At 60.6% G+C, this 21,652-nt stretch carries 19 protein-coding genes and 1 tRNA gene; 10 read left to right on the top strand and 10 right to left on the bottom strand.

Translation table 11 applies throughout. The features are described 5' to 3' along the window. The first annotated feature begins 19 nt into the window (after positions 1-19). The 3 genes from AEP_RS18825 (at position 20) to AEP_RS18815 (ending at position 6,442) form a co-directional block, all read left to right on the top strand. Positions 20-2,635 (top strand): bifunctional diguanylate cyclase/phosphodiesterase, encoded by a 2,616-nt coding sequence (locus AEP_RS18825; protein WP_087496813.1) that lies wholly within the window; start codon positions 20-22, stop codon positions 2,633-2,635. 106 nt (positions 2,636-2,741) lie between these two features. Beyond that, on the top strand, positions 2,742-3,791 hold the full coding sequence (locus AEP_RS18820) for a TRAP transporter substrate-binding protein (protein ID WP_087496812.1): 1,050 nt from the start codon (positions 2,742-2,744) through the stop codon (positions 3,789-3,791). Then, positions 3,755-6,442: a bifunctional diguanylate cyclase/phosphodiesterase gene (locus AEP_RS18815; RefSeq protein WP_232459872.1), complete on the top strand. Its 2,688-nt coding sequence runs from the start codon at positions 3,755-3,757 to the stop codon at positions 6,440-6,442. The genes AEP_RS18820 and AEP_RS18815 overlap by 37 nt, the downstream gene beginning before the upstream one ends. Before the next feature lie 70 nt (positions 6,443-6,512). Here the strand turns inward: AEP_RS18815 and queF are convergent, their stop codons facing one another. Genes queF through yaaA form a run of 3 tightly spaced genes read right to left on the bottom strand, consistent with a single transcriptional unit; the run spans position 6,513 to position 9,074 of the window. Continuing rightward, positions 6,513-7,358, bottom strand: coding sequence for an NADPH-dependent 7-cyano-7-deazaguanine reductase QueF (queF, locus tag AEP_RS18810; RefSeq protein ID WP_087496811.1), 846 nt, complete (start codon positions 7,356-7,358; stop codon positions 6,513-6,515). Between the two features lie 9 nt (positions 7,359-7,367). Continuing rightward, complete coding sequence (locus AEP_RS18805; RefSeq protein ID WP_087496810.1) at positions 7,368-8,273, bottom strand: alpha/beta fold hydrolase; 906 nt, start codon at positions 8,271-8,273, stop codon at positions 7,368-7,370. 27 nt (positions 8,274-8,300) lie between these two features. Continuing rightward, the gene (yaaA, locus tag AEP_RS18800) at positions 8,301-9,074 is read right to left on the bottom strand and encodes a peroxide stress protein YaaA (RefSeq protein ID WP_087496809.1); all 774 of its coding nucleotides are present in this window, start codon (positions 9,072-9,074) and stop codon (positions 8,301-8,303) included. Between the two features lie 153 nt (positions 9,075-9,227). Here yaaA and AEP_RS18795 point away from each other — a divergent pair, with 153 nt between their 5' ends. The 3 genes from AEP_RS18795 (at position 9,228) to moaC (ending at position 12,115) form a co-directional block, all read left to right on the top strand. Further along, positions 9,228-10,604 carry an esterase-like activity of phytase family protein gene (locus AEP_RS18795; protein ID WP_087497423.1) on the top strand — a complete coding sequence of 459 codons (1,377 nt, stop codon included), beginning with the start codon at positions 9,228-9,230 and terminating at the stop codon, positions 10,602-10,604. 42 nt (positions 10,605-10,646) lie between these two features. Next, positions 10,647-11,528, top strand: coding sequence for a MaoC family dehydratase (locus tag AEP_RS18790; protein ID WP_157673224.1), 882 nt, complete (start codon positions 10,647-10,649; stop codon positions 11,526-11,528). A 68-nt stretch (positions 11,529-11,596) separates the two neighbouring features. Then, entirely contained in the window at positions 11,597-12,115 is a 519-nt protein-coding gene (gene moaC / locus AEP_RS18785; protein ID WP_087496807.1) for a cyclic pyranopterin monophosphate synthase MoaC, read from the top strand. A 16-nt stretch (positions 12,116-12,131) separates the two neighbouring features. On the opposite strand, the gene AEP_RS18780 is transcribed toward moaC, so the two are convergent. Continuing rightward, positions 12,132-12,440 carry a DUF1330 domain-containing protein gene (locus AEP_RS18780; RefSeq protein WP_087496806.1) on the bottom strand — a complete coding sequence of 103 codons (309 nt, stop codon included), beginning with the start codon at positions 12,438-12,440 and terminating at the stop codon, positions 12,132-12,134. A gap of 188 nt (positions 12,441-12,628) precedes the next feature. Between AEP_RS18780 and AEP_RS18775 the strand changes: the two genes are divergently transcribed. After that, entirely contained in the window at positions 12,629-15,568 is a 2,940-nt protein-coding gene (locus tag AEP_RS18775; RefSeq protein WP_087496805.1) for a valine--tRNA ligase, read from the top strand. Positions 15,569-15,649: 81 nt separating this feature from the next. Here AEP_RS18775 and AEP_RS18770 read toward each other — a convergent pair whose 3' ends face one another. The 3 genes from AEP_RS18770 to cysM all read right to left on the bottom strand — a co-directional run bounded on the left by AEP_RS18770 (position 15,650) and on the right by cysM (position 17,436). After that, positions 15,650-15,877: a sulfurtransferase TusA family protein gene (locus tag AEP_RS18770; protein WP_087496804.1), complete on the bottom strand. Its 228-nt coding sequence runs from the start codon at positions 15,875-15,877 to the stop codon at positions 15,650-15,652. A 30-nt stretch (positions 15,878-15,907) separates the two neighbouring features. Then, a complete protein-coding gene (locus tag AEP_RS18765; protein ID WP_087496803.1) occupies positions 15,908-16,459 on the bottom strand; it encodes an NUDIX hydrolase in 552 nt (183 codons plus the stop codon). Between the two features lie 74 nt (positions 16,460-16,533). Then, positions 16,534-17,436, bottom strand: a complete 903-nt coding sequence (gene cysM / locus AEP_RS18760; RefSeq protein WP_087496802.1) for a cysteine synthase CysM — start codon at positions 17,434-17,436, stop codon at positions 16,534-16,536. A gap of 39 nt (positions 17,437-17,475) precedes the next feature. Between cysM and AEP_RS18755 the strand changes: the two genes are divergently transcribed. Both AEP_RS18755 and AEP_RS18750 read left to right on the top strand, forming a co-directional pair. Continuing rightward, positions 17,476-17,560, top strand: a tRNA-Leu gene (locus tag AEP_RS18755). A gap of 136 nt (positions 17,561-17,696) precedes the next feature. Further along, a complete protein-coding gene (locus tag AEP_RS18750) occupies positions 17,697-18,407 on the top strand; it encodes a phosphatase PAP2 family protein (RefSeq protein ID WP_157673223.1) in 711 nt (236 codons plus the stop codon). Here AEP_RS18750 and AEP_RS18745 read toward each other — a convergent pair. Then, positions 18,359-19,288, bottom strand: a complete 930-nt coding sequence (locus tag AEP_RS18745) for an SDR family oxidoreductase (RefSeq protein ID WP_087496800.1) — start codon at positions 19,286-19,288, stop codon at positions 18,359-18,361. The genes AEP_RS18750 and AEP_RS18745 overlap by 49 nt on opposite strands. 42 nt (positions 19,289-19,330) lie before the next feature. Between AEP_RS18745 and AEP_RS18740 the strand changes: the two genes are divergently transcribed. Further along, a complete protein-coding gene (locus AEP_RS18740) occupies positions 19,331-20,380 on the top strand; it encodes a CDP-6-deoxy-delta-3,4-glucoseen reductase (protein WP_232459871.1) in 1,050 nt (349 codons plus the stop codon). 50 nt (positions 20,381-20,430) lie between these two features. Here the strand turns inward: AEP_RS18740 and AEP_RS18735 are convergent, their stop codons facing one another. Together AEP_RS18735 and AEP_RS18730 are read right to left on the bottom strand one after the other, a co-directional pair. Then, the gene (locus tag AEP_RS18735; protein WP_087496799.1) at positions 20,431-20,802 is read right to left on the bottom strand and encodes a hypothetical protein; all 372 of its coding nucleotides are present in this window, start codon (positions 20,800-20,802) and stop codon (positions 20,431-20,433) included. A 126-nt stretch (positions 20,803-20,928) separates the two neighbouring features. Further along, a complete protein-coding gene (locus AEP_RS18730) occupies positions 20,929-21,648 on the bottom strand; it encodes an ABC transporter ATP-binding protein (RefSeq protein WP_087496798.1) in 720 nt (239 codons plus the stop codon). Between the last annotated feature and the right edge of the window lie 4 nt (positions 21,649-21,652).

Below are 21,652 nucleotides of genomic sequence, written 5' to 3'. Positions count from 1 at the left end.
GCTGAACGCTTCACCGGACATGCCTGACAAGAACCTGCGCTCACTCCAATCACACGATCTGATCCAGTTGCTGGAAGGGGTGCCGGTTCCGCTGTTCGTCAAAGACACCCAGGGCCATGTCATCTATGTGAACCGGACCTGGCGCCAGTCCATGGCGCCCGCATTGGGCGGCTCACCGGCAGCCGCAGTGAGCGATGTGCTGAGCGCGGAGCAGCTCGCATCTTTTCACCAGCGGGATCTTGAGGCGTTCAGTGCCGGGACTACGGTCACCCACGAAGACGAGGTGAAGGGCAACGGGCAACAAAGCGCACGCCATACCCTGACCACGTTGGTTCCCCTTTTTGATGCAGAGGGACAACCCTCCCTGATCGTGGGCTCCACGGTCGACATCACCGAACAACGCCAACTACAGCAACAGAATGCGGCAGAGCGCGGCTTGTTGGAGATGCTGGCCTCTGATGTGCCCTTGCTGGACATCATGTCGGAGTTCATCCTGCGCTACGAAGCCGTATTCACCGGTGTGATGGGCTCGGTCCTGTTGATGGACGAAGAAGGCAAGCACCTCAAACACGGCGCAGCGCCCAGCCTACCCGCGGCGTACTGCCAGGCGATTGACGGAATCGCCATCGGTGCCAGTGTTGGCTCCTGTGGTACCGCGGCATTCACTGGCAAGGAAGTCCTTGTCTCGGATATTGCCAGTGATCCCTTGTGGGCACCCTTCAAGGAACTAGCCCTGAGCCATGGGCTGCGGGCCTGCTGGTCGGTGCCCATCCGGTCCACCAAGGGCAAGGTGATCGGTACCTTTGCCAACTATTACGGCGTAGCCCGCATTCCGTCTGACTCGGAACTCCAGTCGGCACGCCGAAGCGCCTACCTGCTCAGCCTGGCGATTGAAAACGATTTGAATGACCGGCAGATCCGGCAGGACCGCCAGGCCATTGAAGAAGCGGGGCTCTATCGCCAGGCCATCCTCGACAGCATGGTTGACGGCTTGGTCACACTGGATTTGAATGGTCGTATCCACACTTTCAACAATGCCGCCTGCCGAATGATGGGGCGCGACCCCGAGGCGCCCCGCCCCCAGACACTCAGCGAACTCTTGGGCACGCAGCTACCGCTCAATGCACAAGGACACCTCGAGTTGCTGAGCACGGTGGATGGCATTGAAGGCGCAAGCGCCGAGGTCAACGGACGGCATGCCAACGGGGCCATACGGCCCATCAGCGTGTCGGCCTCACGCATACCGCACACCGAACACGATACCTTTGTGGTGACGCTGCGGGACATTACCCAGCAGCGCCAGGACGAAGAAGAAATCCGCCGCCTCGCCTTCTACGACCCGCTCACCGGCTTGCCCAACCGGCGCCTGTTGATGGACCGAGTGCGCCAGGCCATGGTCAATAGTGCACGACTAGGTCAGCATGGCGCGCTGATGTTTCTGGACCTGGACCACTTCAAGCTGCTCAATGACACCCTGGGCCACGATGTGGGGGACGAACTTTTGCAGCAAGTGGCCTACCGCCTGCGCAACTGCGTTCGCGAAGGCGACAGCGTGGCGCGCCTGGGCGGCGATGAATTTGTGGTGCTGCTGGAAGGCTTGAGCGACAACCGCACCGACGCCGCCAACCAGGCCGAGGTGGTGGCCCACAAAATTCTGGACGCACTGGCCCTGCCCTACAGTCTGCGTGGCCACGGCTACAACAGCACCCCCAGTATCGGGATTGTGGTGTTCATGGAAGACCATGAAACCATGGACGACCTGCTCAAAAAAGCGGACGTCGCCATGTACCAGGCCAAGGCAGCAGGCCGCAACACCGCGCGCTTCTTCGACCCGGTCATGCAGGCTGCCGTTACTACCCACGCCGAGCTGGCCAAGGAAATCCGGCTGGGCTTGCAGCGGCACGAATTCGTGCTGCACTACCAGGTGCAAATCGATAGCCAGGGCCGCTGTACAGGCGCAGAGGCTCTGGTGCGTTGGAACCACCGGGTGCGCGGGCTGGTGTCGCCTGCCCACTTCATTCCGCTGGCCGAAGAGACCGGCATGATCCTGCCGCTGGGCGAATGGGTGATGGAGTCCGCTTGCCAGCAATTGGTGGAATGGAGCCGCAACCCCATGACCGCCCACTGGACCCTCGCTGTCAACGTAAGTGCCTCGCAGCTGGCGCAACCCGAATTCGTGGCCAGCGTACGCGAGGCGCTGCAACGCTCCGGTGCGCCGGCCGGTCAGCTCAAGCTGGAACTGACAGAGAGCATGTTGGTGGACGATGTGGAAGACATCATCGTCAAGATGATGGCGATCAAGGAGCTGGGGGTGAGCTTCTCGCTCGATGACTTCGGCACAGGCTATTCGTCCCTTTCGTACCTCAAGCGTCTGCCCCTGTCGCAACTCAAGATCGACCAGTCCTTTGTGCGCGACGTACTGACTGACCCTAGCGATGCGGTGATCGCTCGCACGGTGGTCGCACTGGGCCACAGCCTGGGACTGACGGTGATTGCGGAAGGCGTGGAAACCGCCGAACAACGCGATGCCCTGGCCGCCATGCAATGTGATGCCTTCCAAGGCTATTACTTCGGGCGCCCGGCGCCCGCTGATGCACTGATCTTGTCCGCTGGGACCCAAAATCTGAATCTGTGAAGGTTTTCACATAAAACTTTGCTCCTTGGCGTTAGGATGAAACCTGCAGATCAGCAGGAGGCGTACTGTGGAGAAAAAACTAAGCCCCCGCACGTTGTTGGCTTGGATGTTGGTACTCTGGACTTGCCTTGCGCAGGCTTGGGCTCAGGCCGCGCCACCAGCACCCGCGGGTGGACAACGCTTGCGCATCGTGGGCGGCTTGGCGGGCATACACCAGTACGTGCGCAATGAGGAGCCCTTCTGGACCCAAGAGCTGTCCCGTCTGACCGCAGGCAAATACAGCGCAGAGATAGCTCCTTTTGACCGGTCCGGCGTTCCTGGTGAAGAAATGCTTCGCTTGATGGAACTCGGCGTCGTGCCCTTCGGCACTGCGCTCATGAACCTTTCCTCCGCCCAAAATCCCATGCTGGGTGCCATCGACCTCGCAGGCCTGAACCCCGACATCGCCAGCCTGCGCCGCAATCTCGCCGCGTACCGCCCCTATTTGCAAAAAATGTTGCGTGAAAAACATGGAGTGGAACTGCTGGCGGTGTATATCTACCCGGCGCAAGTGCTGTTCTGCAAACGCCAATTCAGCAGCCTGCTGGATCTGGAAGGGCGGCGCATCCGTGTTTCCTCACCCACCCAATCCGACATGGTCGCTGCGTTGGGCGGAGTGCCCGTGCTGGTGGGATTCAGCCAGATCGTGGCGAATATGCAGTCCGGCAACACCGAGTGCGCTATCACCGGCACCATGTCCGGCTACACCATCGGCCTGCATGAAGTCACCGAGTATTACCACCCCATGCCCATCAGCTGGGGCTTGGCACTTTTCGGCGCCAATCTGAATGCTTGGAACGCACTGCCTGCGGACTTGCGCGCAGTTCTGGGGCGCGAAATACCCAAGCTGGAGGCCAACATATGGGCCGAAAGCGAACGTGAGACTGCCGAAGGACTTGCCTGCAACCGAGGCGATGCATCCTGCACAGGTACACGCAAAGGCAGCATGAAGGAAGTCGCTCCTTCCAAAAAAGATGCCCAAAGAATGCAAGAAATCCTGCGCACAGTGGTCATTCCACGCTGGATGCAACGGTGTAACCAGCGCTGCAAAGATATGTGGGACAACACCATCGGCAGCGTATGGTCCGCCGTGCCGCCCAGCACCGCCGCTCGCTGATGCCACAACGCTACTCCAAGGCCACTTTGTCCGCCGTCGTGGTGACGGTGGCCTTGATTTTGTCAGTAGCCGCCGCCACCACGCTGCTGGCCAGAAACCTTTACACCGGTGCCATCACGGATGGCAAATCGCAAGCAGACCGCTTTGTCACGGGGGCACAAGCTGCGGTCAACCGCAGCTTGCTGGGGGTCGATGTGCTGCTGGCCAGCCTGAGTAGCCTGCTCAATCTGGACAGCATGCAGGCCGACTGGCTGGAGGGTCCGCTGGCCGGCAAATTGATTCAGGGTGCCACCCGGCAAAACCTGCTGGTGCGCAATGTCTGGCTCATGGACGCACAAGGCACGGTCGTCGCCAGCTCCGAAAGCCAGGGTGCGGAGACCAACCCTGAGACACCACCGAGCTTTGTGAGTGAGGCCATCAACGTGCCGGTGTCCACCCTCATCATCAGCCAGCCGGTGATCAGCCCGCGCAGTGCGGAGCAGGTCTTGTTTTTCGGGCGGCACCTGAAACTAGCCGATGGCAGCAAGCTACTTGCAGTGGCGGAGGTACCGGTCAACCTGATCACCACCATCCTCGTGCAAGGGGCCGACATCAGCCAGCTGGAAGCCACCCTGGAACGGGGGAACGGGCAACTTCTGGCCAGCATGCCGGCACAGGACGCGCTGAACGGCGTCATCCTCAACCCGGCTTTGGGGAGCAACGCCAGTGTGAACGCCCGGGAAATGCAGTCGCGCATCCAGCAGCGCCCTGCCCTGGTGGCCTCACGGCCCATGCTCTATAACGATCTGCTGATCACGGCCAGCATTCCCATGGAAACCGTAATGGCAGATTGGCGCTTCCAGGTGCGACTGATCGGTCTGGTGGGACTGGCCTTCAGCCTGTTCCTGGCCGGGGCAGGCTTTGCCGCGGTGCGCTATCTGCAAAGCATGGGCCGCGCCCAGCGCTCCATCAGCGACGCCAAGGCCACGACCGACCGCGCCCTTGAATCCATGGAGAGCGGCTTTCTGCTGCTGGATGCCCAGCGCAAAGTCGTGACCTGGAACCGCCGCTACCTGGAGATGTACCCCTGGCAGGCGGGTGAGATCAAGGCGGGCGCTTCCTTCGAGAAGATGCTTATGGTCACGGCACTGGAAACCCTGGGCGATGTACCCGAGGAGGCCAGAGTGCAGTGGGTGGCCAACCGCATGTCGCTCATGTCGCAAGGGGTGCACAGCCACGAGCGCGAGTTTCCCAATGGCCGCATCATCGAAATCACGGAGCGTGGCACGCCGGATGGCGGCGTGGTCATCGTCTACCAGGACGTGACCCGCCTGCGCCGTGCCAGCGCCGAGATCGAGCAACTGGCTTTCTTTGACCCCCTCACCGGCTTGCCCAACCGTCGGCTGCTGACCGACCGGCTGCAACAGGCGCTGGTGGCCACCGTGCGCAGTGGCCGGCATGGCGCCCTGTTGTTCATGGACCTGGACCACTTCAAAACGCTGAACGACACCCTGGGGCACGATGTGGGGGACCTGCTGTTGCAGCAAGTGGCGCAGCGCGTGAAAGGCTGCGTGCGCGAAGCAGACACGGTGGCGCGGCTGGGCGGTGACGAATTTGTGGTCATGCTCTTGGACCTGAGCCCGGACGCCGCGGAGGCCGCGCGCCAGACCCGACTGGTGGGCGACAACGTGCTGCGATCCATCAACGAGCCCTACACGCTCAAAGGCAAACACTACCGCAGCTCTTGCAGTCTGGGTGCAGCCATGTTCGGCGATAGCCAACAGAATGCGGCTGAGCTGCTCAAACAAGCGGACATTGCGATGTACCAGGTGAAAAACACCGGGCGCAATGCGCTGTGCTTCTTTGACCCTGGCATGCTGGCCATCATCGAGGCACGCGCCAACCTTGAAAACGATCTGCGCCGCGGCATCAGTGAATCCCAGTTTGAGCTGTACTACCAGTTGCAGGTCACGGACAACGGTACACCGGTAGGCGCCGAGGCCTTGATCCGCTGGCACCACCCGTTGCGCGGCATGGTGATGCCGGCAGAGTTCATCAGTCTGGCGGAAGAGACCAACCTGATTCTGCCTATGGGCCAGTGGGTGCTGGAGCAGGCATGCAAACAGTTGGCCGAGTGGCAATCTACCCCGGAGACAGCGGATTTGCAGCTGTCGGTGAATGTGAGTGCCCGCCAATTCCGGCAAGCCGAGTTTGTGGAGCATGTACGTGGCACGCTGCGCGCCAGCGGTGCCCGGGCCAGCCTGCTCAAACTGGAGCTGACTGAGAGTCTGGTGCTGGATAACGTGGATGACACTGTAGAAAAAATGCACGCGCTCAAGTCACTGGGTGTTCGCTTCTCCATGGACGATTTCGGCACCGGCCATTCGTCGCTGGCCTACCTCACGCGCCTGCCGCTGGACCAACTGAAGATCGACCAATCCTTTGTGCACAACATCGGACTGCAGGCTACCGACTCGATGATCATCCAGACCATCATCGGCATGGGGAACAACCTGGGATTGGAAGTGCTGGCCGAGGGCGTGGAAACCGAAGCCCAACGCGCCTTCCTGGCCGCGCACGGCTGCCACTTGTGCCAGGGCTACCTGTTCGGGCGCCCCCAGCCGGTAGATGCCTTCAATCGCGGGCTGATGAGTGAAGAAATAGCTGCCTAGCGCTCAGCCATTTTGCGCGAGCAGCTACTAATTCCATAGCATCGCTTGCCACCGGCTCTCTGCAATACGGTCACTGGCGCGCGGTGCGGGTGTTGGCTGGCAGCGCCTGTGGGTGGCTGGTGCGGAAAGGGTTGATGTCCAGCCCGCCGCGGCGTGTGTAGCGTGCATATACGGTGAGCTTGGTGGGGTGGCAGCGGCTCCAGATGTCCATGAAGATGCGCTCTACGCACTGCTCATGGAACTCATTGTGGTTGCGGTAGCTGATCAGGTACTGCAGCAGGCCTTCCTGATTGATCTGCGCGCCGGTGTAGCTGATCTGCACGCTGCCCCAGTCCGGCTGGCCGGTCACCAGGCAATTGCTCTTGAGCAGGTTGCTCACCAGCACTTCACTCACCACACCCTCCTCGGCCGGAGCGGTACTCAGCAGTTCCGGCGCGGGTTGGTAGCGGGTGCACTCCACATCCAAGCGGTCCAGGTTCAGGCCGTCGAGCTCATACACCGGCTCGCGATCAAACTGGTCGGCCGCTATCAGGCGCACCCCCACGGACTGCACGGGCCCGCCACGCCAAGCAGCTTCAGCAATGTCGGTGCGCAGCCGCTGCAGAACGTCGGAAGCATCAGCAAACTGCGTGTTGTTGAAGCTGTTGAGGTAAAGCTTGAAGGACTTGCTCTCGATGATGTTGGGCGACTCGGCGGGAATGGTGAAGTGCACCAACGCCACCTGTGGCTTGCCGCGGGTGTTGAGCCAGCTCAGCTCAAACGCGGTCCACATATCGGCGCCGAAAAACGGGGCCGCACCGGTGATGCCGATCTCGGCACGCTTGCCTGAGCGGGGAATGGGGAACAAGAGCGAGGCGTCGTACTGGTCAACATATGCCGACGATTTGCCGAGTTGGGATTGTTCAGGGGTGTTCATGCGATGTTCTCAAGCTGCGGGGTGGGCCGCTATGTGGGACAAGAGCGCGGCCAGAATGCGACGTACCGGTTCCGGGGGCAGATCGTGCCCCATGCCTTCAAGGGTCACCAGCTTAGCACCGGGTATGCGGCGGGCCGTGTCCTGGCCGCAGGCCAAGGGCACCAAGGGGTCGGCCGTGCCGTGCACCACCAGGGTGGGCGCGGTGATGCGCCCTAGCAGTGAAGAGCGCGCATGGTCGGACACCACGGCCACCATCTGGCGCAAGGTACCGACCGGGTAAAAAGCCCGTTCCACCCCACGGGTGATGCGTGCTCGCAAATCAGATTCCGGCAATGGGAAGGCCGGGCTACCGATGGCGCGGAACAGGCCCACCGAATGCTCGATCACCGCAGCCTTGCTGCTGCCCGTAGGCCGGCTCAGCATGGCGCGCAGCACCTCGGGGGCGGGGCCCGGCAGACCCTTGGCACCACTGCTGCTCATGATGCTGGTCAGGCTCAGAACCCGCTGCGGTACAGCCAGTGCCACGCGCTGCGCGATCATGCCGCCCATGCTCACGCCCACCACATGCGCTTGGCGCACACCCAAAGCGTCCAGCACGCCGATAGCGTCTGCAGCCATATCGCTCAAGGAGTAAGGGGCTGCAGGCGTAAAGCCCAGCTTGTACTGCAGGCTGGCCCACATCAGGTTGGGCTTTCCCGCAGCATCCATACGAGTGCTTAAGCCCACATCTCGATTGTCAAAACGGATGACGCGGTAGCCCGCATCCTCCAGCCCCTGCACCATGTCGGGCGGCCAGGCGATCAGTTGCAAACCCAGCCCCATGATGAGCAGAACCGCCGGCTTGGCCGCGAACGACGCGTCCTGCGTGGCGCTGTCTTCGACTTCAATCTCGATACCGTTTGCTCTTATTTTCATAGCATCTCGCGCAATATCAACGGGCGCTCAGGCCTGTTTTCTTCTAAATACCAGTCGCTCGGGCGTGGACTCTTGCGCAGCAAAGGCGTAGCCGTCCACATCAAAGCCCCTGAGCTGCTCGGGCGTACTCAGGCGGTGCTCAATGGCATAGCGGGCCATCAGGCCGCGCGCCTTTTTGGCAAAGAAGCTGATGATCTTGTAGTTCCCGTCCTTGTATTCCTGGAACACGCACTCCACCACCCGACCCTTCAGGGCCTTGAGGTCCACGGCCTTGAAGTATTCGTTCGAGGCCAGATTCACCACCACGGGTGTGGTGTCGACTTTCAAGCGTTTGTTCAGGTAGTCCGAAAGCTGGCTGCCCCAATACTGGTAGAGGTTGCTGCCGTGCGGGCCCTTCAGGCCGGTGCCCATTTCCAAGCGGTAGGGCTGCATCAGGTCCAGCGGACGCAGTACGCCGTAGAGGCCGCTGAGGATGCACACGTGCTCTTGCGCCCAGGCCAAGTCCTCAGCGCCCAATGTCTTGGCGTCGAGACCGTCATACACATCGCCGTTGAAGGCCAGCACGGCCTGGCGGGCGTTTTTCTCAGTGGCTTTGGGCGACCAGGCCGCGTAACGCGCTACGTTCAGAGCAGAGAGCTTGTCGGACAGGTCCATGAGACCGGCAATGTCCTGCGGCGAATACGCACGCAGCAAGCTGATCAATTCCTTGGACTTTTTGACGAATAGGGGCGCAGTGTGGGCCTGACCATTCAGAGGGGTGTCGTAGTCCAGCGATTTGGCGGGGGAAAGCAAAAACAACATGGCAATTTAGGGCTGCGCGAGGCGAGCCGGCCAGTTTATCGCTAAGGCTTATGTCGCACAGATCGCAGGCGTGAAGGCCCGCGCAAGCGTCACGGTTTGTTCATATGCGCGGCTTAGTCTCGGCGCCTTCTTCAACCGGGAACCTTGACCACCATGAACGCTTTCTCCCCCACCCGCCTCGCAACCGCGCTTGCACTGGCTGTGACCGCCTTCAGCGCCTCCGCCCAAACGGAAGTCACGGCCGTGCTGGCCGGCCACGCCGCCCTGCCCGCCTCCACCACGGTCGAAGCCCCCAAGTCCGCCGGCCCGTTCTTTGAGACAGCCGGCAAGTTCAACGCTGCCAACCGCCAGCGCACCGAGGCACTGGGCAGCATTGACGGCATCAGCTTTGTGGGCGACCCCAAGTACCCACGCAAGTCCGGTGGCAGCTTGCCCATCAAGGGCCAATCCGTTCAAGGGTTCTCCGGCATCGTGTCGCTGGGCAACAGCGAATTCCTGGTGCTGACCGACAACGGCTTCGGCAGCAAGCTCAACTCGCAGGACGCGCTGCTGATGGTGCACCACGCCAAGGCTGACTGGGCCAAGGGCGAAGTCACCCGCCTCAAGACCACTTTCCTCCAAGACCCGGACCGCAAAGTGCCCTTTGCCATCCAGAACGAAGCCACCGCAGAGCGCTTCCTGACCGGTATCGACTTCGACCCTGAATCCATCCAGATCGTGGGTGACGAATGGTGGATCGGTGACGAGTTCGGCCCCTATGTGCTGCGCGTGACCCCCCAAGGCAAGGTGCTGGGTGTGATCGAAACCGTGGTGGGCGGCAAGGCTTACCGCAGCCCCGACCACTACATGAACGGCCGCTTGCCCAACTACCCCGGCGACGCCAGCTTTGAAGTCCGCCGTAGCGGCGGCTTTGAGCCCATGGCCAAGTCTTTGGACGGCAAGACCCTGTACCCCATGTTTGAGTGGCCTCTGTGGGACGCTGCCACCAAGGCCCAAGAAATGCACAAGGGCAAGCCCTACACCCGCATCTTGGAATTGGACGCCGCCAGCAAAGCCTACAGCACCCGCCAGTGGAAGTACGCGTTTGAAGAAGCCGGCAACATTGCCGCCGACTTCCAGATGCTGAGCGCCACGACGGGGCTGGTCATCGAACGCGACGACATGACCGAAGGCTCCGGCAATGTGTGCAAGGACGAGCCGCGCACCGACTGCTTCACCCGCCCTGCCAAGTTCAAGCGTGTCTACAAGATCGATTTTGCCCAGACCGACGCCGATGGTTTTGTGAAAAAGGTGGCATTTATTGACCTCACCAAAATCGCCAACCCCAACCGGCTGGCCAAGCGCGGCCCGAACGAGGAAACTTTTGTGCTGCCCCACCTCGGACCTGAAGGCCTGACCGTGGTGGACGCCAAGCACATCGTGGTGGTGAACGACAACAACTTCCCCTACTCCAGCGGCCGCACTCTGGGCAAGCCGGATGACAACGAGCTGACCCTGCTCAACATCCAGGCGCTGATCGACGCGAAGTAATTGGGTTTGCAGGCCGGTGCCGCCATGCACAATGGCGGCACCATGCCTCTTACTGTTTCGCCCCCCGTTTCTCTGGCGTTTTCTTCCCGGCCCCGCAATGCCGGGGCTTTGTTCCGCAGCCTGCTGGCGGGACGGCCGGCGCAGGCCCCATCGGATCAACTTTCCATCGCCATCCATGCCCACTGGCACGGTGCTCAAGCAGATGCCAGGCGACTGAAGCAGTACCGTGAAGTGTGTGGCCTCACGGATGCCGGATTTTTGCCCCCGCTGTACCTGCACGCCATGGCCATGCCCCTGCACATGGCGGTCATGAGTCACCTGCAGTTTCCCCTGCGCCTGCTGGGCCTGGTGCATCTGGCCAACAGCATGCAGTGCCTGCGCCCCATCGGCGACTTTGAGACCTTGGATATGGACTGCCAGCTCCATGGCATAGAGGCGACCGAACGCGGCCAGACCTTTACCTTGCATACCCGGCTGCAAACTGCGGGCGAGACGGTATGGACCGAGACCAGCACCTTTCTGGCCCCCCTGCCCCGTAGCGGAAAACGTCAGCCACCTGACGATCGGCCCGACTGGGGCAGCCCTGTGGCTCGCTGGGCGGTGGCGGGCAACGCCGGGCGCCGCTTTGCGGGCCCGTCCGGTGACTGGAACCCGATCCACGTGAGTGCTTTCACGGCACGCCTGTTCGGCTACCCACGGGCCATTGCACACGGCATGTTCAGCGCCGCCCGCTGCGTAGACTTGCTCTGCCGCGATCTGCCCGCTTGCGCGCCCCTGCAAATCGACCTGCGCTTCAAGCGCCCCCTGTTGATTCCTGGCGAAGTGGCCTTACATACCCGCCAAGAGGCGGAATGCACCCGCTTTGTGCTGAACGTGCTGCCGCAGGGCGAGCCGCATATCGAAGGCGCCTTGCGCAGGCTGTAAGCCCGCACAGCACCCGGCCCGGAAGCTGCCCGGCTCACCCATCACTGATTGCGAACGAGGAAACCACCATGAGCAACCCCGCAGATGCAGGCTCAGCCCTGACCCATTTCGACAACAAAGGCGATGCCCACATGGTCAATATCGCCGGCAAACCATTGACGCACCGCAAGGCTGTAGCGGGCGGGCGCATCCAGATGCAGCAGCACACGCTGGACCTGATCCAGAACGCACAGGCTGCCAAAGGAGATGTGCTGGGCGTTGCGCGGGTGGCCGGCATCATGGCCGCCAAGAAAACCAGCGACCTCATCCCCCTGTGCCACCCCATCATGCTCACTCGGGTGGCTATCGAATTTGAAGTGATTCACGCCACGGCCACCACCCCGCCCGCCATCCAGTGCCTGGCCATTGCCGAGACCACCGGCGGCACCGGCGTGGAAATGGAAGCGCTGACCGCCGTACAGGTCACCCTGCTGACCATTTACGACATGTGCAAGGCCGTGGACAAAGGCATGGTCATGACCGACGTGAAGCTGCTTGAAAAGCACGGCGGCAAGTCGGGCACCTACCTCGCCCCGCCCACCGTCTGACCGCGCTGCCAGCCGCTTAGTCCCCCGGCTGCGCGCCCTCGTAGCCCTCAATCAGGATCAGGTCGATCACCGACACGTCTTTGCGCAGGGCGATTGCGGCTTGGTATTCGGGGGAATGCCAGCAGTCCACTGCCGCCTGGTAGCTGGGGAATTCAATCACCACATTGCGGCTGCGGCTCTCACCCTCGGGATTCTCAAAGCGCCCGGCGCGCACCAGAAAGCGGGCGCCGTACTTTTTGAACGGTGCGGCATTCGCTGCCTGATACGCCTTGTACGCCTCGGGGTCGAACACCTCTACACGGCCTATCCAGTAACCCTTGGGCATGTTTGTCTCCTGTGGAATGCTGCGCAACAGTGTAGAAGATACCGCCCCCGGCTACCCCGTGCACGATTGCAAATGAAATATGCCCCTAGCGCTCGTTGAATATGCGCCAATAGCTATCAAAATCATAGCAAATACCGGGGTATAGCCCTGCACCGGTAAAATCGCCGCTCGCTCTTAGAAGAACCTCCATGTCTGACAACGCCAACACCCCCATTGCCGCCCCCACCGCCCCCGAACAACCGGGTCTGCAATCCCTCTCCAAGTCGTTTGAACCCGCTGCGCTGGAAGCGCACTGGGGCCCTGAGTGGGAAAAGCGCGGCTACGGCATCGCCGGCTTCCGCGGCACCAGCGCGCCGGATGCGGCTGCGGCTGCACAGGGCAAAAACTTCTCCATCCAGCTGCCACCACCCAACGTGACGGGCACGCTGCACATGGGCCACGCGTTCAACCAGACCATCATGGACAGCCTGACCCGCTACCACCGCATGGCCGGTTTCAACACCGCGTGGATTCCGGGCACCGACCACGCCGGCATTGCCACCCAGATCGTGGTGGAGCGCCAGCTGCAAGAGCAAAAAGTCAGCCGCCACGACCTGGGCCGTGAGGCTTTCACCAAAAAGGTCTGGGAGTGGAAAGAAAAGTCCGGCAACACCATCACCACCCAGATGCGCCGCATGGGCGACAGCGTGGACTGGAGCCGCGAGTACTTCACCATGGACCCCAAACTGTCGCAAACGGTCACCGAGACCTTTGTGCAGCTCTACGAACAGGGCCTGATCTACCGCGGCAAGCGCCTGGTGAATTGGGACCCGATTTTGATGAGTGCCGTGTCGGACCTGGAAGTGGAAAGCGAAGAGGAAGACGGCTCGCTCTGGCACATCCGCTATCCGCTAGCCGATGGCTCCGGTGACATCACTGTTGCCACCACCCGCCCCGAGACCATGCTGGGCGACGTGGCCGTGATGGTGCACCCCGAAGACGAGCGCTACACCGCGCTGATCGGCAAGCAGGTCACCTTACCCCTGTGCGGCCGTACCATCCCTGTGATTGCGGACGATTACGTGGACAAGGCCTTTGGTACCGGTGTGGTAAAGGTCACGCCCGCGCACGACCAGAACGACTATGCCGTGGGTCAACGCCACAAGCTGCCCATGATCTGCGTGCTGACCCTGGACGCGAAGATCAATGAAAACGCTCCCGCCGCCTACCAAGGCCTGGACCGTTTTGTGGCGCGCAAGAAGGTCGTTGCCGACCTCGAAGCCGGTGGTTTCCTCGTCGAAGTCAAGAAACACAAGCTCATGGTGCCGCGCTGTGCCCGCACCGGCCAGGTGATTGAGCCCATGCTGACCGACCAATGGTTTGTCGCTATGAACCAGGTCGGCAAAGGCGACGCCACCGGCAAGTCCATCGCCCAGAAAGCCATCGACGCGGTGCAGAGCGGCGAAGTGAAGTTTGTGCCCGAGAACTGGGTCAACACCTACAACCAGTGGATGAACAACATCCAGGACTGGTGTATCAGCCGCCAACTGTGGTGGGGCCACCAGATTCCGGCTTGGTATGACGAGGACGGCAACGTGATCGTGGCCCGCAACGAAGCAGAAGCGCAAGCCAAGGCACCGGGCAAAACACTGCGCCGCGATGAAGACGTACTCGACACCTGGTACTCCAGCGCCCTGGTGCCCTTCAGCACTATGGGCTGGGGCAACGAAGGCGCCGGCACCGGTGCCACCGACGACTACAACCTCTACCTGCCCAGTAGCACACTGGTGACCGGCTACGACATCATTTTCTTCTGGGTTGCCCGGATGATCATGATGACCACGCACTTCACCGGTCGCGTGCCATTCAAGCACGTGTACATCCACGGCTTGGTCCGCGACGCCCAGGGCAAGAAGATGAGCAAGTCCGAAGGCAACGTGCTCGACCCCGTGGACTTGATCGACGGCATTGCCTTGGCTCCGCTGCTGGACAAGCGCACCACCGGCCTGCGCAAACCCGAGACTGCGCCTGCGGTGCGCAAAAACACCGAGAAAGAATTCCCCGAAGGTATTCCCGCCTACGGTGCCGACGCCCTGCGCTTCACCTTTGCAGCACTTGCTTCTCTGGGACGCAGCATCAACTTCGACAGCAAGCGCTGCGAGGGCTACCGCAACTTCTGCAACAAGCTGTGGAACGCCACCCGCTTTGTGCTGATGAACTGCGAAGGCCAAGACTGCGGCCTGATGGAGCACACCAAGGAACAGTGCGCACCTGGAGGCGTTGCCCACGGCTACCTGGAGTTCAGCCAAAGCGACCGCTGGATCGTGTCGCTTTTGCAAAAGACCGAGGCTGACGTGGCCCAAGGCTTTGCCGACTACCGCCTGGACAACGTCGCCAACACGATTTACGACTTTGTGTGGAACGAGTTCTGCGACTGGTACCTGGAAATCGCCAAGGTACAGATCAACACCGGCACTGACGCGCAAAAACGCGCCACCCGCCGCACCCTGATCCGCACCCTGGAGACCATCCTGCGCCTGGCACACCCCATCACGCCCTTCATCACCGAAGAGCTGTGGCAGAAGGTGGCGCCCGTCGCGGGCCGTAGCGGTCCCTCGATCTCGATTGCGGCCTACCCTGTCAGCCAGCCCGAGCGCATTGACGAAGCTGCGATTGCGCACGTCGCCAAGCTCAAGCAATTGGTGGACGCATGCCGCAACCTGCGCGGCGAGATGAACGTATCGCCCGCGACCCGCCTGCCTTTGTATGTGGTGGCCCAGACAGAGGCCGAGGGTGCCTTCCTGCAATCGTCTGCCGCCGTGCTGCAGGCATTGGCCAAGCTGAGCGAAGTCAAGCTGTTCGACAACGAAGCTGCATGGCAAGCCGCGGCTCAGTCTGCCCCTGTAGCGGTGGTGGGCGAAGCCCGCGTGTGCCTGTTTGTGGAAGTGGACGTGGCGGCCGAAAAGCTGCGCTTGGGCAAGGAGGTGACTCGCTTGGAAGAGCAGATTGCCAAAGCCAGCACCAAGCTCAACAACGAGGCTTTTGTCGCCAAGGCGCCTGCTGCCGTGCTGGAGCAGGAACGTAAGCGCGTGGCCGACTTCGCCGCCACCTTGACCAAGGTGCAAGAGCAATTGGCTCGTTTGGTGTGATAGCAAGTTTGCCGGTACGCCGGCGGACAACAAAAAAGCCGGCTTCAAGCCGGCTTTTTTGTTAGCGCGCTGATCGCAATGTCAGCGTCGACGCAGCACGTGGATGAACATGGTGCCTACGGTTTGCTGGTCCACGAGCTCATGCCCGGTCTGCTTGGTGAAAGCCTGGAAATCGCGCAATGAACCGGGGTCGGTAGCCACCACCTTGAGGGTCTGTCCGCTGTGCAACTCGGCCAGCGCCTTCTTGGCTTTCAGGATAGGGAGCGGGCAATTCAAACCGCTGGTGTCAATTTCTTTGTCGAAGTTCATGCAGGCTGCTTTCTGGCGTTGGAACTGATTTTAGTCGGCCCGTTGCTCGATGTCTTTGCGCCACACCGGATCAATGAACTCCGGCTCATGGCCGCGAGACCGCAAAAATTCTGCAAGTGCATAGCCGGTGCCGGCAGGCCAGCATTTCACGGCCTGCAGGTCATAGAGACGGTAATCCACCAGTTCGGGGCTGAGCTTCACCTCCCCGTCGCACACTGCGTGGTAGGCAATGATGACCTGGTTCATGCGCTGGAAGTCATACACCCCCAAGAGCTTGAGGGCACTGGTGTGGAGGTTGGTCTCTTCCGCGATCTCCCGCGCAATGCCCTCCTCAGGCGTTTCGCCGGCTTCCATGAAGCCGGTGATCAACGCGTACATTTTGCCGGGCCAAGCCGCATTGCGGGCCAGCAGCACCTGCCCGCGGTACTCAATCACGGCCGCCAGCACGGGCGTGGGGTTGTTCCAATGGGTGAAGTCGCATGAAGGGCACCGCAGGCGTGTTTTGTCACCTCCGTCTTCGGCCAGGGTGATCTCAGCCAATGGTGTAGCGCATTGCGGGCAAAACTTGAAAACTGCTGACATGGAAGCCTTTGCTATTATTTCAGGAGCTGCCCGCGCAATATCCACGAGCGCCAATGACTGATTTACCTTCAGTATCAGGCGGGAAAAACGCCGGTAGACAAGTAACGGTCGCCGCGGTCGCAGACGATGAAAACGATCACCGCATCACGCTCGCGCTTGGCGACTTCCTGTGCCACCCAGCATGCACCGGCGGCAGAGATGCCACCGAAAATGCCCTCTTCGCGGGCCATGCGGCGGCACATGTCTTCGGCGTCGCCCTGGCTCACATAAATCAGCTCGTCAACGTTGGACGGATCATAGATTTTGGGCAAGTATTCCTGTGGCCACTTGCGAATGCCGGGAATGCGCGAGCCCTCGGAGGGCTGCGCGCCGATGATGCGAATGGCAGGGTTCTTCTCTTTCAGGAAGCGGGAAACACCTGTGATGGTTCCTGTGGTGCCCATGGCGCTCACGAAGTGGGTAATGCGCCCGCCGGTTTGTTCCCAGATCTCAGGGCCGGTCGTTTCGTAATGGATGCGCGGGTTGTCGCCATTGGCGAATTGGTCCAGCACCCGACCTTTGCCCTCACGTTGCATCTGTTCTGCGAGGTCACGCGCGTATTCCATGCCGCCGCTCTTGGGCGTGAGAATGAGCTCAGCACCGAAGGCCTTCATGGTCTGCGCGCGCTCGATGGACAGGTCCTCGGGCATGATCAAAATCATGCGGTAGCCCTTGACCGCAGCAGCCATGGCCAGCGCAATGCCAGTGTTGCCTGAGGTGGCCTCAATAAGCGTGTCACCGGGCTGAATGTCGCCGCGTTCCTGAGCGCGCTGAATCATGGAGAGTGCGGGGCGGTCTTTCACCGAACCCGCAGGGTTGTTGCCTTCAAGCTTGCCCAGCAACACATTGTTGCGGGCGAGGTTGTCGGTAGCCTGAATGCGTTGCAGGGCTACCAAAGGTGTTTTTCCGATTGCTTCTTCAATAGTTGGATATTTCATGCCATAAATGTGCCATAATTCGAGCTTCACGAAATACCTGCCCAGGTGGTGAAATTGGTAGACTCAGGGGACTCAAAATCCCCCGCCGCAAGGCGTGCCGGTTCGAGTCCGGCCCTGGGCACCAGATTAAAGCCGAATGTTCTTGCAACATTCGGCTTTTTCTTTGTCGGCTGGTCCACTTGCAATGTCCTGATCCGGCGTATGCCCGAAATGGCTTGCATCACAATCTGCTTTTTGTGTACGTCCCACACACCATGTCAATGCACTCCACAGAAGATCGCACACCTGCCCTGTTCTGGAAACTGGTGGCGGCTTCGATTTTGGTGGCACTGATACCCACCCTCTGGCCGGCGCTGGATCTTCGCGCGGCGGCTCTTTTTGCCGGCGCCACACCCAGCATTGATTCAGTCAACTGGTGGTGGGTGGAATGGATCAACGCATGGATGCCTGCCGCATTCCGGACCATGTTAGCCATTTGCGCAATCGCATGGCTCTTCTCGCACTTTGCGCAGCGATGGAAGGCGTGGCGCTTGCCGCTGGCTTTTGTGGTTTGCGCCGGCATTGCCGGACCGGGTGCGGTGGTTAATTGGGGTTTCAAAGAGCACTGGCAACGGGCACGCCCCTACCAGGTCGAAAATTTTGGCGGCACCCAGCAGTTCACCCGAGCCGCGGTGATGACAGACCAGTGCGACAACAACTGCTCTTTTGTCAGCGGGCACGTGGCCTGCGGCTTCTTCTTCAGCAGCCTGATGTTGATCCATGCGCGCAGGCGCAAGGTGTGGTTGGTGGTGGGAACTGTTTCCGGACTTGCCATCGGTTTCTCCCGCATGTCAGCGGTCGCCCATTGGTTGAGCGATGTGCTGTGGGCCTACCCGATCACGCTGATGAGCAGCTGGCTTGTCTGGCAGCTGCTACTGAAGCTCTACGGGCTGAAGGGCACAGACACCAATCCAGCAGCCACATCCGGGTAACGCAATCGCAACCGAAGCTCAGTCTTCATGCGCCGGTTGTCGATTCGGCGTGACTCACTCATAAAGCTCAACAACATCACAGGCAGCTGCTTTTGGGCACTGTCTCGTGCCACTCGGGGCGGGCGTGGCAAACCGTACAAGTCTGCCACCATGTCGAAGTAATCCCCCATCTTCAGTTGGGTGTCGTCGCTCACGTTGTAGATTCGCTGGGGAGCGCCAGCCCATAGCGCCCGCATGCAAGCACGGGCCAGATCATCCGCATGAATGTGGTTGGTGTACACGTCATCCTTCGGCTGGAGCACAGGTGTACCTTTTTGCAGCCGGGTACGCGGCGTCCCACCTTCCCGGTCCGGCGCGTAGATGCCCGGAATACGCAGCACCGCAATGGGTGTACCCGTTGCCTTGCCCCATGTCCGCAACACAGCTTCCGCATGCACACGGCGCTGCGCACGAGGGGTTTGCGGGGATACAGCGCGCGTCTCTGTGACCCATTCACCGGAGCAATCACCATAGACCCCGGTCGTCGAACCATAGACCGCGGAGTGCAAGGGAGTGCGCAATCGAAGTACCCGCGTCAAGGCTGCGGCGCGCGGATCGGTCCATCCTTCCGTGGGCGGCGGTGCCAGGTACATCAAACGGCTGCCCAAGCCTGCAAATCTTCTCAGGCTGGACGCCTTATCCAGATTGCCCAGCAAAGGCATCACACCGGCTTTACGGAGCTCAGTAATGCGTTCTTCGCTGGACGTGAGCGCCATCCAACGAATGTGCGAACCGGACTGTCGAATGGCGCGCATCGCCACATCGCCGCAACCGACCACCAGCACACGCTGACGTCTGAACCGCGCCGGGAGCGCACCGAGGGGGGATTGGTTTGAAGGCAAAATCGAGGGTTGTTGACAAAGCAGCCACCTAGGATACCGAAGATGAGCGAGACCGCATCCGCCACCATGACTTTTTCTGTTGCCGTGCAGCCCAGCGGACGCACCTTCAGCACACACAGCGACGAAACGCTGCTGGCTGCAGGCATACGCCAAGGGGTAGGCCTGCCCTATGGTTGCAAAGACGGCGCATGTGGCTCCTGCAAGTGCAGGATGCTGTCCGGAAGCGTGGTGCACGGCGCCCATCAAGCCAAGGCACTGAGCCCCGAGGAAGAAGCGCAAGGACTGGTGTTGACCTGCTGCGCGACCGCTACCTCCGATGTGGTGCTGGAATCCAGACAGGTGTCAGCAGAAGGTGCTTTGCCGATCAAAAAGATGCCTACCCGTGTGACGACCCTCCAAAAGGTGTCTGACGACGTCATGGTGCTGCAACTTCAACTGCCAGCGAACGACACGTTTTTGTATCGCGCCGGTCAGTACATTGAATTCTTGCTCCGCGATGGCGCGCGCCGCAGTTACTCCATGGCCAACGCGCCGCAGGGCAACGGTGTGGAACTGCACATTCGCCATATGCCAGGTGGCAAATTCACCGACCACGTATTCGGCGCCATGAAGGAAAAAGAAATTCTGCGGGTGGAGGGGCCTCATGGGTCTTTCTTCCTGCGGGAGGACTCCGACAAACCCATGATCCTGCTGGCCTCCGGCACGGGCTTTGCGCCCATCAAGGCGCTGCTGGAGCACATGCTCGCGCAAGGCATTGCGCGCAACACCACCCTCTACTGGGGCGGCCGCCGTCCACAAGACCTTTACATGGACGCTTGGGTAAAAGACTTCCAAATACAGATGCCTACCTTGGCCTACGTTCCGGTCCTGTCCGATGCCCTACCGGAAGACGCGTGGGCCGGCCGTACAGGATTTGTACATCGTGCAGTGTTGGCGGACCACACCGATTTGAGCGGGTATCAGGTGTATGCGTGCGGCGCGCCCGTGGTGGTGGAGTCTGCTCGGCGCGACTATGTTTCGCTAGGCGGTTTACCTGAAGAAGAGTTTTTCGCGGACGCCTTTACCTCTGAGGCTGACAAAGCCCAAGCCTAAAAACAAAAAGCCGCTGTGATTTACAGCGGCTTGTTGAAGATAGGGGCTTGTTAACCCTTGCGATCCCGCTTGCCGTCGTGGTTCAAGTCAACCTGACGGTCATGCTTTTGCAAATAGATGGCCTTGCTTTCGGCACGCTGCATCGCGGTGATGTGCTTGCGCTCATGGCGCGTCACCTTGCCGTCGGCTTCTGCGTGATCCTCTGCTTTGTCGATGCGGGCTTCGCCCCGGTTGAGCCGGCGGGCTTCACGGGCAGTCAAGGCACCGGACGTTGTGCCTTGCGCAATACGCTTTTCCTGATTCACTTCACGCTTGTCGATGCCCGGTGTAGCAAATGGATCTTTAGGTGCAGGTGCGTTTTGAGCAAACGTCACACCCGCCGACAGCAAAACGGCAGTAGCAATCAAAGCACGGTATTTCATGCGAAGCTCCTTTTAAAAGTGGCATGGAACATTTCCATGCACTTTCAACGGAGAGCCAGCAAAAGACTCCGACATCCGGAATGCAAAGCTGTGTAACAGCCTGTATCCGGACGTCGGCGGTGTCGCTTATTCGCCCAAGTAGGCTGCCCGCACCTTGGGGTCGGTCAGCATGTCGGCAGCATTGCCGGTCATGGTGACCACGCCGGACTCCATCACATAGCCACGGTTGGCGATAGACAGGGCACGGCTGGCGTTTTGCTCCACCAACAATACGGTTACGCCTTGGGCGTAAACGTCTTTCACCACTTCAAAAATCTTGTCCACCATGATGGGAGACAGACCCATGGAAGGCTCATCGAGCAACAGGACCTTCGGGCGACTCATCAGTGCACGGCCCATAGCCAGCATCTGCTGCTCACCACCGGACATGGTGCCCGCCAATTGGTCCTTGCGTTCGCGCAGTCGGGGGAAGATGGTGAACATTTTTTCAATGTCCCCCAAGATGCCTTCCTTGTCGTTGCGGATGTAAGCACCCATTTGCAGGTTCTCGGTGATGGTCATGCGGGTGAACACACCGCGACCTTCCGGCACCATGGCCAGGCCTTGTTTCACCAAGTCCCAAGGGCCTTGACCCTTGATGCTTTTCCCGAGGTATTCGATATCACCTGCGTTGATAGGCAAGGTACCCGTGATGGCTTTCATGGTGGTGGTCTTGCCGGCACCGTTGGAGCCGATCAGGGAGACCAATTCACCCTCGTGCACTTCGAAATCCACACCTTTGACGGCCTGAATGCCGCCATATGCCACTTTCAGGCCTTTTACTTTGAGCAGAGTCTGGGTAGTCATTTGT

Origin of the sequence: Curvibacter sp. AEP1-3, assembly GCF_002163715.1 — a bacterium.
Classification (GTDB): Bacteria; Pseudomonadota; Gammaproteobacteria; order Burkholderiales; family Burkholderiaceae_C; genus Allorhodoferax.
This window is presented reverse-complemented; position numbering and strand designations above follow the sequence as displayed.

Coding starts and splice junctions, on each gene's coding strand:
- AEP_RS18825 (WP_087496813.1), top strand. CDS start 20: ATGCCTGACAAGAACCTGCGCTCACTCCAATCACACGATCTGATCCAG.
- AEP_RS18820 (WP_087496812.1), top strand. CDS start 2,742: ATGTTGGTACTCTGGACTTGCCTTGCGCAGGCTTGGGCTCAGGCCGCG.
- AEP_RS18815 (WP_232459872.1), top strand. CDS start 3,755: ATGGTCCGCCGTGCCGCCCAGCACCGCCGCTCGCTGATGCCACAACGC.
- queF (WP_087496811.1), bottom strand. CDS start 7,358: ATGAACACCCCTGAACAATCCCAACTCGGCAAATCGTCGGCATATGTT.
- AEP_RS18805 (WP_087496810.1), bottom strand. CDS start 8,273: ATGAAAATAAGAGCAAACGGTATCGAGATTGAAGTCGAAGACAGCGCC.
- yaaA (WP_087496809.1), bottom strand. CDS start 9,074: ATGTTGTTTTTGCTTTCCCCCGCCAAATCGCTGGACTACGACACCCCT.
- AEP_RS18795 (WP_087497423.1), top strand. CDS start 9,228: ATGAACGCTTTCTCCCCCACCCGCCTCGCAACCGCGCTTGCACTGGCT.
- AEP_RS18790 (WP_157673224.1), top strand. CDS start 10,647: ATGCCTCTTACTGTTTCGCCCCCCGTTTCTCTGGCGTTTTCTTCCCGG.
- moaC (WP_087496807.1), top strand. CDS start 11,597: ATGAGCAACCCCGCAGATGCAGGCTCAGCCCTGACCCATTTCGACAAC.
- AEP_RS18780 (WP_087496806.1), bottom strand. CDS start 12,440: ATGCCCAAGGGTTACTGGATAGGCCGTGTAGAGGTGTTCGACCCCGAG.
- AEP_RS18775 (WP_087496805.1), top strand. CDS start 12,629: ATGTCTGACAACGCCAACACCCCCATTGCCGCCCCCACCGCCCCCGAA.
- AEP_RS18770 (WP_087496804.1), bottom strand. CDS start 15,877: ATGAACTTCGACAAAGAAATTGACACCAGCGGTTTGAATTGCCCGCTC.
- AEP_RS18765 (WP_087496803.1), bottom strand. CDS start 16,459: ATGTCAGCAGTTTTCAAGTTTTGCCCGCAATGCGCTACACCATTGGCT.
- cysM (WP_087496802.1), bottom strand. CDS start 17,436: ATGAAATATCCAACTATTGAAGAAGCAATCGGAAAAACACCTTTGGTA.
- AEP_RS18750 (WP_157673223.1), top strand. CDS start 17,697: ATGCACTCCACAGAAGATCGCACACCTGCCCTGTTCTGGAAACTGGTG.
- AEP_RS18740 (WP_232459871.1), top strand. CDS start 19,331: ATGAGCGAGACCGCATCCGCCACCATGACTTTTTCTGTTGCCGTGCAG.
- AEP_RS18735 (WP_087496799.1), bottom strand. CDS start 20,802: ATGAAATACCGTGCTTTGATTGCTACTGCCGTTTTGCTGTCGGCGGGT.
- AEP_RS18730 (WP_087496798.1), bottom strand. CDS start 21,648: ATGACTACCCAGACTCTGCTCAAAGTAAAAGGCCTGAAAGTGGCATAT.